17 protein-coding genes and 1 other RNA gene are annotated in these 15,776 nt (G+C 37.1%); 13 read left to right on the top strand and 5 right to left on the bottom strand.

Going from position 1 to position 15,776, the window contains the following annotated elements; translation table 11 throughout:
- Nucleotides 1-6: 6 nt before the first annotated feature.
- Nucleotides 7-303 carry a hypothetical protein gene (locus tag ABMA76_RS11125; protein WP_392911098.1) on the bottom strand — a complete coding sequence of 99 codons (297 nt, stop codon included), beginning with the start codon at nucleotides 301-303 and terminating at the stop codon, nucleotides 7-9.
- Complete coding sequence (locus ABMA76_RS11120; RefSeq protein ID WP_392861114.1) at nucleotides 303-794, bottom strand: hypothetical protein; 492 nt, start codon at nucleotides 792-794, stop codon at nucleotides 303-305. The genes ABMA76_RS11125 and ABMA76_RS11120 overlap by 1 nt, the downstream gene beginning before the upstream one ends.
- A 90-nt stretch (nucleotides 795-884) precedes the next feature.
- On the opposite strand from ABMA76_RS11120, the gene ABMA76_RS11115 reads away from it, so the two are divergent.
- A complete protein-coding gene (locus ABMA76_RS11115) occupies nucleotides 885-2,600 on the top strand; it encodes an ABC1 kinase family protein (RefSeq protein ID WP_393061606.1) in 1,716 nt (571 codons plus the stop codon).
- Here the strand turns inward: ABMA76_RS11115 and ABMA76_RS11110 are convergent, their stop codons facing one another.
- Complete coding sequence (locus ABMA76_RS11110; protein ID WP_393061604.1) at nucleotides 2,601-3,602, bottom strand: GNAT family N-acetyltransferase; 1,002 nt, start codon at nucleotides 3,600-3,602, stop codon at nucleotides 2,601-2,603. It lies immediately after the preceding gene.
- Nucleotides 3,603-3,845: 243 nt separating this feature from the next.
- On the opposite strand from ABMA76_RS11110, the gene ABMA76_RS11105 reads away from it, so the two are divergent.
- The 3 genes from ABMA76_RS11105 (at nucleotide 3,846) to ABMA76_RS11095 (ending at nucleotide 6,859) form a co-directional block, all read left to right on the top strand.
- Nucleotides 3,846-4,694: a flagellin gene (locus tag ABMA76_RS11105; protein ID WP_021267425.1), complete on the top strand. Its 849-nt coding sequence runs from the start codon at nucleotides 3,846-3,848 to the stop codon at nucleotides 4,692-4,694.
- A 258-nt stretch (nucleotides 4,695-4,952) separates the two neighbouring features.
- A complete protein-coding gene (locus ABMA76_RS11100) occupies nucleotides 4,953-5,786 on the top strand; it encodes a flagellin (protein ID WP_021267659.1) in 834 nt (277 codons plus the stop codon).
- 92 nt (nucleotides 5,787-5,878) lie between these two features.
- A complete protein-coding gene (locus tag ABMA76_RS11095) occupies nucleotides 5,879-6,859 on the top strand; it encodes an SDR family oxidoreductase (RefSeq protein WP_392911106.1) in 981 nt (326 codons plus the stop codon).
- Nucleotides 6,860-6,864: 5 nt separating this feature from the next.
- On the opposite strand, the gene ABMA76_RS11090 is transcribed toward ABMA76_RS11095, so the two are convergent.
- Both ABMA76_RS11090 and ssrS read right to left on the bottom strand, forming a co-directional pair.
- Complete coding sequence (locus ABMA76_RS11090) at nucleotides 6,865-7,395, bottom strand: hypothetical protein (RefSeq protein ID WP_021267415.1); 531 nt, start codon at nucleotides 7,393-7,395, stop codon at nucleotides 6,865-6,867.
- A 70-nt stretch (nucleotides 7,396-7,465) separates the two neighbouring features.
- Nucleotides 7,466-7,638, bottom strand: a non-coding RNA gene (gene ssrS / locus ABMA76_RS11085) — 6S RNA.
- 233 nt (nucleotides 7,639-7,871) lie between these two features.
- On the opposite strand from ssrS, the gene ABMA76_RS11080 reads away from it, so the two are divergent.
- The 9 genes from ABMA76_RS11080 (at nucleotide 7,872) to ABMA76_RS11040 (ending at nucleotide 15,776) form a co-directional block, all read left to right on the top strand.
- Entirely contained in the window at nucleotides 7,872-8,060 is a 189-nt protein-coding gene (locus tag ABMA76_RS11080; RefSeq protein WP_021267549.1) for a Flp family type IVb pilin, read from the top strand.
- Nucleotides 8,061-8,386: 326 nt separating this feature from the next.
- The gene (locus ABMA76_RS11075) at nucleotides 8,387-8,893 is read left to right on the top strand and encodes a prepilin peptidase (RefSeq protein WP_393061602.1); all 507 of its coding nucleotides are present in this window, start codon (nucleotides 8,387-8,389) and stop codon (nucleotides 8,891-8,893) included.
- Nucleotides 8,863-9,177, top strand: a complete 315-nt coding sequence (locus ABMA76_RS11070; RefSeq protein ID WP_392911111.1) for a hypothetical protein — start codon at nucleotides 8,863-8,865, stop codon at nucleotides 9,175-9,177. The genes ABMA76_RS11075 and ABMA76_RS11070 overlap by 31 nt, the downstream gene beginning before the upstream one ends.
- Entirely contained in the window at nucleotides 9,164-9,691 is a 528-nt protein-coding gene (locus ABMA76_RS11065) for a hypothetical protein (RefSeq protein WP_392911113.1), read from the top strand. The genes ABMA76_RS11070 and ABMA76_RS11065 overlap by 14 nt, the downstream gene beginning before the upstream one ends.
- Nucleotide 9,692: 1 nt before the next feature.
- Nucleotides 9,693-10,202, top strand: coding sequence for a hypothetical protein (locus tag ABMA76_RS11060; RefSeq protein ID WP_392989038.1), 510 nt, complete (start codon nucleotides 9,693-9,695; stop codon nucleotides 10,200-10,202).
- Between the two features lie 83 nt (nucleotides 10,203-10,285).
- Nucleotides 10,286-11,101, top strand: coding sequence for a Flp pilus assembly protein CpaB (gene cpaB / locus ABMA76_RS11055; protein ID WP_392861100.1), 816 nt, complete (start codon nucleotides 10,286-10,288; stop codon nucleotides 11,099-11,101).
- The gene (locus ABMA76_RS11050; protein ID WP_392911117.1) at nucleotides 11,101-12,624 is read left to right on the top strand and encodes a hypothetical protein; all 1,524 of its coding nucleotides are present in this window, start codon (nucleotides 11,101-11,103) and stop codon (nucleotides 12,622-12,624) included. Before cpaB ends, ABMA76_RS11050 begins: the two co-directional genes overlap by 1 nt.
- Nucleotides 12,624-14,870, top strand: coding sequence for an ATPase, T2SS/T4P/T4SS family (locus ABMA76_RS11045; RefSeq protein WP_392911119.1), 2,247 nt, complete (start codon nucleotides 12,624-12,626; stop codon nucleotides 14,868-14,870). Before ABMA76_RS11050 ends, ABMA76_RS11045 begins: the two co-directional genes overlap by 1 nt.
- A 15-nt stretch (nucleotides 14,871-14,885) precedes the next feature.
- Nucleotides 14,886-15,776 (top strand): type II secretion system F family protein, encoded by an 891-nt coding sequence (locus ABMA76_RS11040; protein WP_392911120.1) that lies wholly within the window; start codon nucleotides 14,886-14,888, stop codon nucleotides 15,774-15,776.

Raw genomic sequence — 15,776 nt, 5'->3', positions numbered from 1 at the left:
ATTCCTTTATTTAAATAATGCATTTGCAGCGGCAAGTAGGTCACCCTGACTATCTCCGCCATCACTACCGCCCTTAAGGACGAAGTAGTCACAAAAATTAGCTTTTTCTTTCTCAACAATGCGATCAGCACTTGATTCGCGACACTCGTTATATGCGGTAATGTCGTAGAACTTACACATTTTACAACAATGAACACTAGCGTAGCAATACGGACACTCTTCTTTTAATGAGATTTTCTGTCCCGGTTGAAGATCTAGTGCTTTATGACACGCGTGGCAAGTAATTTCTTTATTGTCCATCATTAGAAGCTCCAGCTTTTTTCAATATAAACTTCAGGTGTATTAATTTGGTCATCTGACTTTAGAAAAATCTTAGGTTCCTGTCTCTTATTGTACTCATCAATACTCTTATAAAGTAATTCTTCATTACTTGTTTGAATTGTCTTCGTTAATAAGTAGTTGAGAATAAGAACAACCGTTCCTGATGCAATAAGGCTTCTTCTGGTATTTGAGCTAGGGTTTGTTAGAAAGGCCGATAAAATAAGGCCCGAACCAACAGTTCCCATTATTGCAGGACGCCAAATATCTTCCTGTAGCGATTGATAATCATTTAAATAACTTAGGGCCACTTTATCTTTTTCAAGATGATAGCGAAGGCCTTCTCCCTTTAAAGAAGAGCTTGGATCAATAAGAATTTCTTGTTGGTTAATTACTGCAACGCGCGAGCAAGTCTCATCATTTGCATGAGTCACTAGAGAAAATAAAAGCGATGTAATAATAAAAAATTCTTTCACTCCTTATTTTTACCATTTTTCTGGCAATAGGGCTATGCACCTTTTGAATCTATCGTGATAAAATAATAGATATTTTTTAAAGGATATTATGTGGGCCTAATAACGACGAGTTTTAAAATAACGAAAACAATTAGAAATATTTCTCGTTTAAGAGAGATTGCTACTGTTTTTGCTAAAAATGGCCTTGATGAGTTTGTTTCTCAAAATGTTATTAATATAATCCCAAACTTTGTTTTCCCAAGAAAAAGTGAAGAGTCACAAAAGGTTTCTGTTCATGACAATTCATGGGGAGATGTGATGGGGTATCGCTTAAGACTTTGTTTTGAAGAGCTTGGCCCTGCTTTTGTTAAATTTGGACAGCTACTTAGTACAAGAGAAGATATTTTTGATGAAGACTTCATCAAGCATATGAAAAAACTTAGAGATGAAGTGAAGCCGATTCATTTCTCTGGCATTAAAAAGAATGTCGAAGCATCGTTAGGAAAAAAGATTGAAGAAGTCTTTAAAAGTGTTGAAGAGCAGCCGATTGGAACTGCCTCAATTGGATTAGTCTATCGAGCTGAATTACTTACTGGTGAAAAAGTTGTCTTAAAAGTTAAAAGACCTGGTATTGATCGAATCATTCAAACAGATCTTTCAATTCTTATCTTTTTGGCAACTCAAACTGAAAAGGCTACAGATGACTTTAAGTTCTTAGGCTTCTCGAAAGTTCTAGAAGACTTTTCTTTTTCACTTCAAAGTGAATTGAATTTCAATGTTGAAGCACTTAATTGTGAAAAACTAAAGAAAATAATCGCCAAGTACGATTCATCTGAAATTTTTCATTTACCTAAAATATATAAAGACTTTACTTGTCATGACCTCTTAGTAATGGAATTGATTGAGGGAATTCCTTTTAGTGATAGTGCTAGAATTAGTGAACATATAGCTGATTTAGATTCTAAGCTCGATGAATGTGTAAAAATCTTTATGAGATGTTTTCTGAATGAAGGATTCTTTCACGCAGACCTTCACGGTGGAAACTTCTTTTATCTTCCAAATGGAAAGATTGCTCTGATTGATTTTGGTCTTGTTGGAAACCTTTCCAAGAATGCTCGACAAAACTTTATAGCGATTATATATGCCATCTTAACTCAAAATTTTGAAAACTTAGTCTATGAGTTCTTAGATGTAGCCGTCTACGAAACCGTGCCAGATGTAGACAAACTAATTGTTGATATAAAGAATGCAATCGGTCCGCAGATTGGATTAACTGTTCAACAAACGAATTTCTCTCTAATTATAAGTTCAATTATTACAACTCTAAGAGAACATCATATCTTTTTACCGAGTGAATGGTTTGTTGTTTTTAGAGCATTGATAACTCTTGATGGAGTAGGACAGTCTCTTGATCTTGACTTTGACATCTTTAGTCTTCTAGAAGGAGATATCAATGACATTATCAAGGATAGCTTCTCAACAGATAGCTTTATTGAGGATGGGATGTGGATTGCAAAAGATGTCTTAAGCGCGTCTCGAATTGTACCAAGACATCTCAAGTGGTTTTTAAAAGAGTTTGCAAAAAATAATTATGCAGTGAAAATTAGACATAAAGGAATTTGGAAGCCCATTGCCTCACTTGCAAGTAGCGTAAGATTATTATCTTTTTATATTCTTGGTGGAGTGTTGTTTTTTGCTGGAAAGTCATTTGTATCTGAACAGGATCTCTACCGAGGTGCACTTCTCGATTATCCTACCATCACTTTAATCCTTTGGTTATTATCTATGGGAGCGATAGGTTATGGAACACTTAAGCATCGAAATTAATTAAATACTATCTGCGCCAGTAATATAGATTTGAGGTATTAGGCCTTGTAGCTCATCTGCTTGTTCTGGGCCAAAAAGAAGTGGGAGTAGTTCTTCTCTCTTAAATAAATATGAGTCGTTGTTTATTGTAAGTGTTACCTTATTTGTATCTGCTAGAAATTCTGAAATAGACACCTTGCTATTAGTTATGGCCCTTAAAAAGTTTGAAAATCCTGTAGTGTTTATAATTTTTCCCCAAGCTAGATGGATGTAGAATGAATCTTCGTCTAAAGGGGTTGGGTTAAGTAATTGTAGACCTTTAAATTTTGAAAGTTCTTTTTTATTATTGGCGAATGAACATTCATGAATAATTCCTTTTAAATCTTGCCCCTTCTCAAAGAAGAGATAATCATCATTGTCATTCATATATATTTTCATCGAAGTGATTTTTTGAATATCATTCCATTCTGTTAAGGATCTTTTAATTGAAATAGTCTCTTTATAAGACTCGTTGTATTTCTTTTCTAATTTGTCTTTCTGAATTTCTTGGATAGCAATATGTTGATAGCCTCTACGTCTAATTTCTTCTTCAGTTGTAGGAGTGTCTCCAATAACGGCCGTTAAACCGAATTGAGAATAGCCAAGTTTTTTGTAGACACTCATATTATCACTCCAAAGAATGGCGAGAGAGTAATTATCTTTATAAATGCTCTTGATATGATTATAAAGTTTTTTAAAGTGCCCTTTTCCTTGAAACTCTTCTTTAGTAATAATACCTCCAAGAAGTAATGTTTTTAATTCATGGCCTTTATAATGTAGTGTAACTGGCCTTACTCCTATGTGGGCGATTAAATTCTCGTTCTCATCAAGAAGAAGGTGACAGTTCTTATGATTGCTCTCCTTCATTAGCTGGAAGAAATCAGTATTAAAGCTATTGCCATCTTTATAATGAAATGCTTTTTCAATTTCTTTATTGAGTGCATCTTTTAAGTGAGAATATCGATCTAGAGTTGTAAGTATCATGTCCATATATTTTACATTTTTTTCTAATTAAAATCTTGAACAAAATTATCCAGAATTCAAAATGCCCATAAACACTGGACTATCTTCTTAACTAGGCAAAAAGTTTCGTATAAGAAATATACAATTTTTTTCTAAAGAGTTAAGAATTTGGAGCGATAAGGTGGTGTAACAATTGTACAGCTGCATGGATTTCAGCTGACTGACAGGAAGGAATCTTGTCGGTACCCAGTCAAGGAGGATAGAATGGGACTACGAATTAACACGAACGTTGCATCTCTAAACGCACAGAGAAACCTACGTGGAACACGTCTTGGTATGCAACAATCTCTAGAAAAATTATCATCAGGTCAGAGAATCAACAGAGCGGGTGACGATGCCGCAGGTCTAGCAATCTCTGAAAACCTAAAGGCTCAGATTAGAGGTCTTGGACAAGCTGAAAGAAACGCAGAAGACGGTATTTCACTAGTTCAGATTGCTGAAGGTGCTTTAGGCGAAGTTTCAAATATCTTAATTAGACTTAGAGAACTATCAGTACAAGCAGCTTCGGATACTATTGGAGCAACTGAAAGAAAATTTCTAAACGTAGAATTCGAACAATTAACTTCTGAAGTTGATCGTATCGCTAACTCAACTGAATTCAACAGAGTACCACTACTAAATGGTACCGGTGCAGTATTTGATATTCAAATCGGTACGCGTAATGACCCTATATCAGATCGATTAACGTTTGATGCATCATCAGCTGACGTAAACGTAGCAGCTCTTGGACTAAACTTAGCATCAGTTGCTGATAAGATTTCTGCACAGAACTCTCTATCGTCAATTGATCAGGCAATTATCTCAGTATCTGGTATTAGAGCGGACTTTGGTGCCCTTCAAAACAGACTTCAATCTACGGTAAATAATATTGCAACGTCGATTGAAAACTTAAGTGCAGCAAACTCTCGTGTAAGAGACACTGACGTAGCAGCAGAAACTGCAAACTTAACAAAACAAAACATTCTAATGACTGCCGGTACTTCGGTTCTTGCTCAAGCGAACACTAGTACAAACAGTGCACTAAGTTTAATCCAGGCAGCTGCTCAAGGGTAATAACCCCTGACAGCGCCGGATGGCACTAGCATTGTTTAGAAAATTTTAGAGTAAAGAACACGGAGTCAATAATATGCATACTACTGGATAGGTTATGTACGGCAATTGGAGACTGCAACCTTTGATTGCTTAGCAAAATATATAAAGAGGAATGATTGGTTTATCCGTAGAAGCATTATTTAATTATTAACGAATTTATTGAGCTGGAAGCTCAATTATCAAACAGGAGGTTTATATGATGATTGAAGGAGACTAATCATGGGTATCAGAATTAATACAAACGTGGCATCTATCGCAGCACAAAGAGCAATGTCACTTACAAATAAAAGAGTTGGGGACAACTTAAGAAAATTATCTTCAGGTGAACGTATTACAAGAGCTGGAGATGACGCCGCTGGACTGGCAATTAGTGAAAACTTAAAAGCTCAGATCAGAGGTATGAGGCAAGCAAAGAGAAACGCAAACGATGCAATCTCTCTTGTCCAAGTAGCAGAAGGTGGATTAAATGAAGTTTCAAATATCATCATTCGTCTTAGAGAGCTTGCAGTACAGACTGCCTCTGACACGATTGGGGATACTGAAAGGGCATTTTCAGACATCGAGTTCCAACAACTTAAAGACGAGATCGATAGGATCGCAAAGTCTTCAAACTTTAACGGAACACAACTGCTCGATGGGACAGGGGGCAGACTGGAATTTCAAGTTGGTGTCAATAATGATCCAATGCTTGATCGACTCACGTACGATGCAGCAGGGTCTGACGCAACTATTACAGCGCTGGGACTTTCCTCAGAAAGTGTTGCTACTAAAGAAGGTTCGCAAGCAGTTCTTAAGAAACTTGACGATGCGTTGGTCGCAGTCAACGGTTATCGCGCTAATATGGGTGCGTTACAGAATAGACTTACATCAACTGTCAACAACTTGGGAGTTAGCGACGAGAACTTAAGTGCAGCTAAATCGCGAATTAGAGATGTTGATGTGGCAAAAGAAACTGCCGACATGACTAAGAACAATATCTTAATTCAGGCGGGAGCCTCTGTTCTTGGACAGGCAAACCAAGTGCCAAATGTGGCATTAAAACTAATAGGATAAACTAATCATATAGGCGACTATGGTCCTGAATAGGACATAGTTGCCTCCTCTTTTTTTTCTCAAAAATCAAATCTTACCTATATAATAGAAACATGACTGAACAAAGAACCAAGACAATTTTAATCTTTGGTATTTCTTCTTTTGTGGGTTCATCGCTTGCAAGCTTCTTAAAGAAAGACTACAAAATCGTTGGAACTTACCATAAGAACCCTGTCTCTATTGATGGTGTTACAACTGTTCCCTGTGATGTTCATAGTAAACAAGAAGTTCAGTTAATCATGTATACCTTTAAGCCGGACATTACTATTTATGCAATAGGACTTTCATCAATTGTTGATTGTGCCCTAAGTGAGAGAAGAGCTGACGCACTTAATACAAGTGGTCTCTTCACCGTTGCAGATATTTGTCAGCGCTATAAATCACAAATTATCTACCTCTCTTCTAATTTTGTTTTTTCTGGAGAATCATCGGAAAATTTTGAATTAGATATTCCGGATCCAACAACAACTTATGGAAAGACTCAGGCCGCTGCAGAGTTTTATATTCAAAAGTCTTCACTCAATTATCTAGTGTTTAGAGTCTGTAGACTTTATGGAAGAGGAGGTGTTCATGTCAGAAGAAACCTCTTTGAGAAAATTCAAGCAAAGCTACATGCAAGAGAAGAAATAGAGTTAGATGATTATATTAAGACTGGCTTTCTCGATATTGATTATCTTGGAATGGTAATTAAGATCTGTGTTGAGAGAGGTCTTAAAAATCGCCTGTTACAAATTAGCTCCAATGACTTTATGTCGACATATGCCTTTGGGAAACTTTACTGTCAAAAGTTTCAAGAACCAGGAAAATTAATTTCTTCAGGTAAATGGCCATATCCAATTATGAGCTCTGCTAAAGTAGGTGATAATAGCTCAGGTGTACTTAATTTCAATATGAATATAACGAATGCTGAAGGCTATCTTCACTTACGCCTTCCATCAGTAGAAGAGTCTTTAGAATACTCTGTTCAAAAGTTACGAGTAGGTCTTGATTCTAAAGAAACACATGAGTCTAAAGATACAATCAACTATATCTAAACTTATTAACGGGCCGAAAGCTTGATGAATTCGCTTAAGTAGTGTCTTACAAGTGCATCACAATCAACAACTTCATTTTCAAAGCGCCAAGTAATTTGGTTAAATGGCCCAATATGTGCGCGAATTTCATGTAGGTGACCGCCACCATGAACTTGTGATTCATTTGTTCTTGCACTAAAGACGTCTTTTCCATTGGCCAAAAAGCCAATTGAAATAAGATCATCAGACTTTCTTGCAAAAATAAGACGAAGTGAGTTGCGATAGATCATAAAGTCATTGATCGTATTAGCGATTTTGAAAATCTTGATCGTATTATTATCACCGCGGTATTCATTAAATTTATGGACATAAATCTCAAAAAGATCTCTGAGCTTATTCATGAAGTTAATTGAAGATTCTTCAAGTTGGAATGCCGGATTTAAATGGTCGTTAAAACTAACAACACCACTTTCGTCCATATTGATCTCTTCGAGAGCAAGGTTTTCGATCCATTTTGTTGATACTTCCGTGTTTCTTTCAAATTTTGTAATATCCATAACTTAAATTCTACTAGATATTGATGATTTGAAAAGATTTTTTTGGATTGCACAATCGAAAGGGTAGTGTGAATGAGCTAGATGAGCGATGAAAGTTTCCGCCCGTCGTACGACAGGTGGATGTAGTGATAATCACTTTAGGCTTCCCACTTATTCATGGGCCTGCTCACCGTGACCAGTGACCACTTCCTTTCTAAGCTTTGTAGGGCGAAACAACTTTATTTAGTACCCATCTAGCTCACTCATAAATTATACCCGAAAACCGCAAACGGCAACAATAATAGGCAGAATTAAAAGCACTTGACGGTAGTAATTACAGGGTTTTATGAACAAAAATCAGTTTTTTTTGTGTCCACGCCGCTAAGTGTTAAAATATTATTAAGAAAAGTTAAAGCTTTACTCAGATATTGCCGAAACTTTCAAGTAGTTATTTAAGTTTCAACCCCACTAATTGGGGTGATTGAAAGGAGTATGAAATGAAAACCTTACTAGCGTTTCTAAAAGACGAAGAAGGTCAAACATCAACAGAGTATATTCTACTTGTTGCTGTTGCAGCGATGCTTGTTATGAAGTTTAAGGAAAAGGCGTCTGAAGGTATTACAACTCTGACAGATGGTGTTTTCGGAAACACAGACAACCTACTTCGTGAACTACAAGGGAACTAATTCTTCCGCTCTTTAGTCTGATGCGACTATTCAGCACTCTACTCTAGAGAGCGGAGGAAAAACTTTCTCACCAAAACCTTTTGCATACTTAATGTAGAATATTAGGTATGTCACGTCAGTCTCAAAGCGGTCAGGCTTTAATAGAGTATATATTTATCCTAGCGTTCTTCGCCGGTATTTCCATTGCTATGGCAAGGGGAATAGGAGTCTATACAACAGGCTTTTTTAAAAGCTTTGCATTCCATTTGTCGCAAGAACTTGCAACTGGCTCATGTCCGAGAGGATGTTGGCATTCACCTTATGTAAACCAAGATAGGTAGGTTTGAGTGCCAGTTAGTGTCTATATTTTTATCTTTATTCAATTGTTGTATGTATCGTATATCGATATCCAATCACGTAAGATTGCAAATGCGTGGTCCATCGGAAATATTTTTTTATTTCTTGTTCTCGTATTCTTTTTCCCAAATAACTACATAATTGGAATTGAGACACTTCTTTATCCGTTGGGGATATTTCTCGCAGGCTTTCTTCTATTCATTTTGAAGATAATGGGAGGCGGGGACTCCAAGTATTTAGCAAGTTTGTTTCTTTTAATTCCTGTTGCACATCAGGATCAGGCCCTAATATCACTTTCTGTTGTTACAGTCATTGTGGGGCTTTCTGTATTCATTACAAATATACTTAAGAATCTTGAGTTTATTATTCAGGCTTTCAAGGAAGGTAATGTTGTTCAGATTAAAAAGATTTTTGGGAAGAAATTTTCATTTGCCCCTGTTATACTTATTTCATGGATATTTCTAGGATGGAAAATAAAAAAGTATATATTCTTTTAGGCCAAAAAGGACAGTCAACTGTTGAGTACATTTTACTCTTTGTTGTCGTTACATCTTTTGCGATGCTTGTTTTTAAAAGTGAAGGCTTTCAAAATATGGTTGGTGAAGGGATGTTTGGAACATTGGCCCGTTCGATGGAATACTCAGCTCGTTATGGTGACAAGGGGAGTGTTGATACATATGGAAAAACTTACGGTAATCCGGTTCATCCACTTTATTATAATAATGATGAAGGAAGATCTCACTTCTTCTCTCCTGTAGGGGTTTATGATGAATCTCCATAAAAAAATTAAAAATCAGAAAGGACAGTCGACAATTGAATTCTTATCGACTTTTACCTTTGTTATTGCCTTCTTCTTTGTCTTTGCAAAGATTGCAATTAACTACACAAATACTTACTTACTACAATATGCGAATTTTATGGCCTCGAGAGCTTATCTCGTTGCTGACAATAAGATTCAAAATGATTCTCTTGCTCGTCAAAATGCAACAGCAGTCTTCAATTCTTACAATATGGTTAATTGCGGTACTGATTGCCAAATTAAGTTTAATTCAAAATCAACGAATCAATGGTTTCTAAGTGGTACTTACTTAGACTATAAAACTAAGTTTTCAGTTATGAAGGTATTAACAGGAGATATTGATTTAGATTTTAGAATAGAGTCCTTTCTTGGAAAGGAGCCTACAATAAGAGAGTGCCTTGCTCAGGTTTGTCGTGCCTTTTCTGAAGTTTCGACAGATCTAGGAAATGGGAATTGTTCAAGTACGAACTCAACAATTTATGATAATGGATGTTAGTTTGAATCCTAATCAGAAAAAAACTATTTTAAAAAATGAAGAAGGTCAGGCCTTATTTGAGGCAATGATCTTTATCCCAATACTTCTTTACATGGTTGTGATGCTCATTACTGTTGGTAACTCAATCAATGCTTCAATTAATCAAAACAAAGCTACTCGAACTTATACATTCTTTATCTTAAAAGGGAACTCTGATGGTATCGGTGCAAACGATATCAAAAGCTTAGGTGGAACCTTTAGTGAAATCGGCGGCTTTATGATTGGATGGAATAAGACACTACAGTCTAATAGTACACCAATCTCATCAACTTTTAAGATTCCTAGTTTACCTTGGGCTCCTGCTGAAGAAGAAAATTGTGAAGAGGCAGGAGATCCTGAAGATACAAGTTGTATTAAGGTGTTCACTCTTTTTGGTGTTTGCGGCGAAACCTTTACTAAACCAGGTGATGTTTTATTTAGGGCCAATGACGCCACGATTCTCTCGCCGGTAACTTCTTGTAGCTATAAGTAGCCAAAAATGCCTCATTACAACTAAATGCTTGTTTTTTGTTAAAATATTAATTGATTACTTAACAAAGTAAAACAGGATGTTTTATGAATACTAGAGCTTTTACGCTGGCCCTTATTATTGCAGGTGTTGCCATGTTTATGGTCCACACTTATATCGAAGATCAACAATCTGCTTTGATCAAAAAGTATGGAACAATGAGTTCTGTCCTTGTTGCTAAAGAAGATATTCGAGAGTTCGATCTATTAGATGAAACGAAGGTTTCAATCATTACAGTTCCGCAAAAATTTCTAGCTCCTGGAAGTTTTAAAACAGTTAAAGAAATTGAAAATACAATTGCAACAGTTCCAATTCTAAAAGGTGAGCAAATTACAAAACCCCGTGTAACTTATCCTGGAGAGAGTACAGGTCTTTCAAGAGAGGTAACAGTTGGAATGCGAGCGATTGCTTTCCAAGTTGATGAAAGAAGTTCTGTTGGGAAACTCATTCGTCCTGGAGATCGTGTTGATGTTCTTGCACCTATCGATTACACAGGTGGAGCGAGAAAGGATCAAGAAAAGATTGTTACGATTCTTCAAGATGTTCGTGTTCTTTCAACGGGGATGAGCGTTTCAAATAATATTCCACTTATAGGTGTTAAGACTGAAGAAGTTGTTAGAAAGATGAAGCTTAATACTTACTCGAATTATACGACAGTAACACTAGAGCTTAGTCCGTTTCAGGCACAAAAAATTGCACACCTTTATGTCTTTCAACCAAATAAACCAATCTTAACATTAAGAAATATTAATGATGGTGAAAAGGCAATGATTGAAGGAACTAGACTTTACGATATTCTTTCAGACTCAGATAAGAATGAAGCAAGGGCCTTCTTTAACGAAAAATATAAGAAAAAGAATTAATGAGAATTTTAACGTACTTAACTCTATTTATATTTGCATTCACGGCCAGCGCTCAGCAGGCTTCTTCTGGTATTGGAGTATCTGAAGAGAAAGTTGAAGTAGTTCTTGGAATTGATAAGGTTCTACCAATCGATTTCACAATCACTTCTCGCAGTGTACAAATCGCTAATCAGAGAATTCTAAAAGTACAACCTGTAAATACTGCAGCGGGAACGAGTGAGCTTGTTCTAAAAGGTGAGGCACCTGGGATTACATCTGTTACAGTTCGTGATCGACTGGGAGCCATAAAAAAGCGCTACCTTGTTACAGTTACTGCAACAGAGAAATCAAAGCTTATTGCAGAAATTAAAGAGCAGCTAGGACCTATTGAAGGATTAGAGATCAATCTTAAAGGTGGAAAAGTTTTTGTTGAAGGAAAGATTATTGTCCCGGGGGATATTGGACGTATTGTAAAAGTATTAGAAGATTACCCTGATGTGAAAAATCTTGTTGAAGTATCTCCTCAAACTTATTTAATTATCTCTCGCGAAATGCAAGAGGGACTTAGAAGAAATAACTTGAAAGATGTAACAGTTAGATTCTTTAATAACTCTTACCTACTAGAAGGAATTGTTAATTCAGAAGAAGAGAGTAACCTAGCTGTTAAGATTGCTGCAACTTACTTACCTGATAGAATTCAAAGTTTGGCCAGAAGAACTGATTCTGTTCAACAACTTGATAAAGGTGAGATCATTAGAAACTTTCTTGCAATTAATAGAAAACCTCAGCCACCACAGGCAGCAAAGCTAATTAAAATTACTGCTCAATTTGTTGAGCTATCTAAAGACTATAACCGTGTTTTTGGTTTTAAGTGGAACCCAAGTGTTGGTACAACTGGTGGACAAATCGTTTTTGGAAGAACTGAAAATGGTGGAACGGTAACGACATCATCGGCCGGTAACTTTGGTGGAACGATTTCTCAATTATTTCCTAAACTAAGTTCTGCAAAGGCCGCTGGCTATGCACGTATTGTTCAGTCGGGGATGGTTATTACTAAAGACGGTGAGAAAGCGAAGCTTTCAAAAGGTTCGGAAAGAAACGTTGCTGTTGGGACAGGGGAATTTCAACAAGCAAAAGTTATTGAAGCAGGATTTAATTTGGATGTAACGCCAAAGATTCTTCAAGAAGAAAAAATTAACCTAGATATTATTCTTGGGGTTTCCTCTTCGCAAGGAACAGATAAGCAGACTAATAATCTCGATACAAAAATCATTGTTAAATCTCGTGAATCAGCAGTTGTTGGTGGTATTTCGATAAATAAAACAGCAACTGAATATGATAAAGATCCACCTGATGGTGTTTCAACGACAGGTAGTGATGGAAGTGAGGAAGGACAGGTCTTTTCACTCTTCTCATTTGTTCGTTCCAAAGATGTCTCTAAGTCGAAAGAGCAATTTGTTGTTTTTATCACTCCTGAAATTATCGAGAGTGCCTCGACAGGGACTGAAGATATTAAAAGAAAATTTAGAAAGAGGGGGCCATAGTGGCCGAAGGTCATATTATTACAGTTATTGGTGGTAAAGGCGGTGTTGGGAAGTCCCAAGTTGCCACAAACCTAGCTTTCGCCTTTAGTGGTGAAAAGCGCTCTAAGACACTGCTTCTTGATTTTGATCAAAGAGCAAGTGGTGACTTAAACTTACTAACTGGTATCAAAACAAATAAGAACTTAAAGGATCTATTCAACTTTAATGGAAATATTGATCCTCGAACATTTCAACCTTTTGTGAATATGCATCCAAGCGGTGTTCACTATATAGGATTACCAAATGATCCTGTTGCAACTGAAGGGATGAGTGTTGACGGTGCAGGTAAAGTTTTAAAGGCCGTAAAGAGTATGTATCCACTTACAGTTATTGATGTGGGAACAGAAATTACCGATCTTACAGCAAAGGCCCTCGAACATTCAACAATGATCTTAGTTGTCATCACGCCAGACTTACTGGCGTTAAATCAAACAAAGCGACTTGTTTCAGAACTTATTACAATGATGTTTCCTAAGGAAATGATTCACTTTGTCTTTAATCAAGCACAAAAGGGACATCCTGTTACTGCTGATGTTGCGGGTAAGTCTGTTGGACGTCCAGTGCTAGCGCAAATCTTAAAAGATGAGCAAACATGTGCAATGGCCATTAATCAGAAAAAACCTGTTATGTTGGCCGCAAAAAATAGTGCCTTTGCAAAAGGTGTTACAGAGCTAGTTCGAACGATCAATGGAAAAGGTATCTTAAGTCAGTTGGCTAAACTAAATAAGCCAACTGAGGTTGGAACGAAACAAGACCGTCCTACTGGTGCAGCTGCAAATGGTTGGCGTGATCTTAAGCTTAGGATACACAAAGGTCTGGTTGAAGAGATGGATCTTTCAAAGGATGATGATAATGATCCAAAAGCAAAGATTATTCTTAAAGAGAAAACTAAGAAAGTAGTTATTGATCTTCTTGGTAAAGAAGATACAAAAGGTATTTTAAATAACCGTGACGATATGAATAGTATCGTTAAGGAAATTCTTGATGAGGCACTAGGTTTAGGACCTTTGGAGGATCTTCTAGCTGATTCGGCCATTTCTGAAATCATGGTCGTAGGACCTAATAAGATTTATTATGAAGAAGATGGAAAGGTTAAACTTTCTAAAGTAACTTTTTCAAACGATAGACAAGTTTTAAATGTTATTGAAAGAATCGTTGCACCAATTGGCCGACGTATTGATGAAAAAACTCCATATGTAGATGCTCGTCTTCACGATGGATCAAGGGTTCATGCTATTATCCCTCCATCTGCTATTGATGGATGCTGTATCACTATTCGTAAATTCCCTGAAGAGCGATTAACTTATAAGCACCTTGTTCAATTTGGTTCATTCACACAAAATATGGCCGATTTTCTTCGTATCGCAGTTGAAGGACATAAAAATATAATCGTCTCAGGTGGTACCGGTTCCGGGAAAACAACTCTCGTTAATATTCTTGGAAGTTTTATTCAGGCCAATGAGCGTATCATTACTTGTGAAGACTCGGCCGAACTTAGCTTTCCTCAGGAACACGTGGTTCGTCTTGAAACACGTCCACCATCACTTGAAGGTGATGGAGAAATTGATATTCGTTGTCTCGTTAAGCAGTGTCTAAGGATGCGTCCTGAACGTATTGTTGTTGGTGAGTGTCGTGGTGGTGAAACACTGGATATGTTACAGGCAATGGGAACTGGTCACGATGGTTCACTTACAACGGTTCACTCGAATAATCCAAGAGAGTGTATTGGCCGTATTGAAACACTTGTGCAATATGCGGGAGCAGGTCTTACTCCTAAAGCAATTCGAGAAATGATTGCAAATGCCGTTCACTTGATCATTCAAGCATCTCGTCTAGATGATGGTTCTCGTAAAATTACCCATATTACTGAGATTGGAGGGATTCAAGGAGAGGTTGTAACTCTTCAGGATATTTTCCTCTTTCAACAAAAAGATATTGATAAAAGTGGAAAGATTATTGGAGCACACCAAGCGACAGGTTTTATACCTAAGTTTATCGAAACGCTCGAGAGACAAGGATATAATATCCCTCGTGGTTTATTTTCAAATGCTCCTGGTGCAAGTGGCGGAGCTCCTGCAAAGAAACCAGCACCTCCACCTCAAAATAAAAGGCCGCCGCAACAGGGTCAGCAAAGACCGCGACCTGGTCAGCCTCAAGGAAGACCTAGACCAACTAATGGCACAGCTCCTGTAAAGAAGAAGGCTTAGAGGGGAGAGGTTTAAATGAGCTTTTTTATTGAACAAATTGGACGAAGTGGATTGATTGGACTTGTAGGTTTAATCTTCTTTCTTTTTTGTTATCGATACTCTGTTGGTATTTTTGATCTTATTGAAAAACAAACTTTTGGGACGAGAACATATATTTTAGAAAAGTTTGAACTACTCTTTATTGACGTTAAGCCTGATCATGTTACCTATGCACTTTTGGCGCTGTCATTTGGTTTAGGAACTCTTACTCTCATTATCTTTGGACTTCTCGGAAGCTGGGGAGGAGGAGCCTTTTTAGGACTAGTCGTAGGCTTTGTGGGATTTAAGGCCCCTAAACCTGTTGTTGACTATCTCGTCAATCGCCGTATTCTAGCTTATCAAAATCAAATGGTAGATGGCCTTACACTTCTTTCTAATGGTCTTAGAGCGGGTCTATCAGTCCCTCAGGCTCTAGGAATGGTTGTTGATGAAATGCCACCTCCTATCTCTGAAGAGTTTAATATTATCCTCCAGCAGAATAGAGTTGGGGTGACATTGGAAGAGTGCTTCGAAAACTTGGCAGAAAGAATTCCCACTCAAGATAATGATATGTTCGTTTCAAGTGTTAATATTTTACGCGAAACCGGTGGTAATCTTGCCGAAGTTTTTGACACTATCGTTTCTGTTATTCGTGAACGGATTAGATTGAAACAAAAAATTGATACCGCAACGGCACAAGGAAAGTTTCAAGGCTTTACTATTGCGGCCATGCCTTTTGTAATTCTAGCTATTTTCTCTGCAAATGATCCAACCCTTCTACCAAAGATGTTTTCTTCGGCCATTGGGATTGTCTTATTTGTAGTCGCCTGTGTTTTAGACGGTATCGGTACCTTCTTCATTCTTAAAATAGTGAAAATTAAGGAATAA

Origin of the sequence: Halobacteriovorax sp. ZH5_bin.2 (assembly GCF_043196375.1) — a bacterium.
Lineage (GTDB): Bacteria > Bdellovibrionota > Bacteriovoracia > Bacteriovoracales > Bacteriovoracaceae > Halobacteriovorax_A.
The sequence above is the reverse complement of the archived record's forward strand: the minus strand, read 5'-3'. Positions and strand labels throughout refer to the sequence as shown.

Coding starts and splice junctions, on each gene's coding strand:
- ABMA76_RS11040 (WP_392911120.1), top strand. CDS start 14,886: ATGAGCTTTTTTATTGAACAAATTGGACGAAGTGGATTGATTGGACTT.
- ABMA76_RS11065 (WP_392911113.1), top strand. CDS start 9,164: ATGAATCTCCATAAAAAAATTAAAAATCAGAAAGGACAGTCGACAATT.
- ABMA76_RS11105 (WP_021267425.1), top strand. CDS start 3,846: ATGGGACTACGAATTAACACGAACGTTGCATCTCTAAACGCACAGAGA.
- ABMA76_RS11110 (WP_393061604.1), bottom strand. CDS start 3,602: ATGATACTTACAACTCTAGATCGATATTCTCACTTAAAAGATGCACTC.
- ABMA76_RS11050 (WP_392911117.1), top strand. CDS start 11,101: ATGAGAATTTTAACGTACTTAACTCTATTTATATTTGCATTCACGGCC.
- ABMA76_RS11080 (WP_021267549.1), top strand. CDS start 7,872: ATGAAAACCTTACTAGCGTTTCTAAAAGACGAAGAAGGTCAAACATCA.
- ABMA76_RS11100 (WP_021267659.1), top strand. CDS start 4,953: ATGGGTATCAGAATTAATACAAACGTGGCATCTATCGCAGCACAAAGA.
- ABMA76_RS11095 (WP_392911106.1), top strand. CDS start 5,879: ATGACTGAACAAAGAACCAAGACAATTTTAATCTTTGGTATTTCTTCT.
- cpaB (WP_392861100.1), top strand. CDS start 10,286: ATGAATACTAGAGCTTTTACGCTGGCCCTTATTATTGCAGGTGTTGCC.
- ABMA76_RS11125 (WP_392911098.1), bottom strand. CDS start 303: ATGATGGACAATAAAGAAATTACTTGCCACGCGTGTCATAAAGCACTA.
- ABMA76_RS11070 (WP_392911111.1), top strand. CDS start 8,863: ATGGAAAATAAAAAAGTATATATTCTTTTAGGCCAAAAAGGACAGTCA.
- ABMA76_RS11090 (WP_021267415.1), bottom strand. CDS start 7,395: ATGGATATTACAAAATTTGAAAGAAACACGGAAGTATCAACAAAATGG.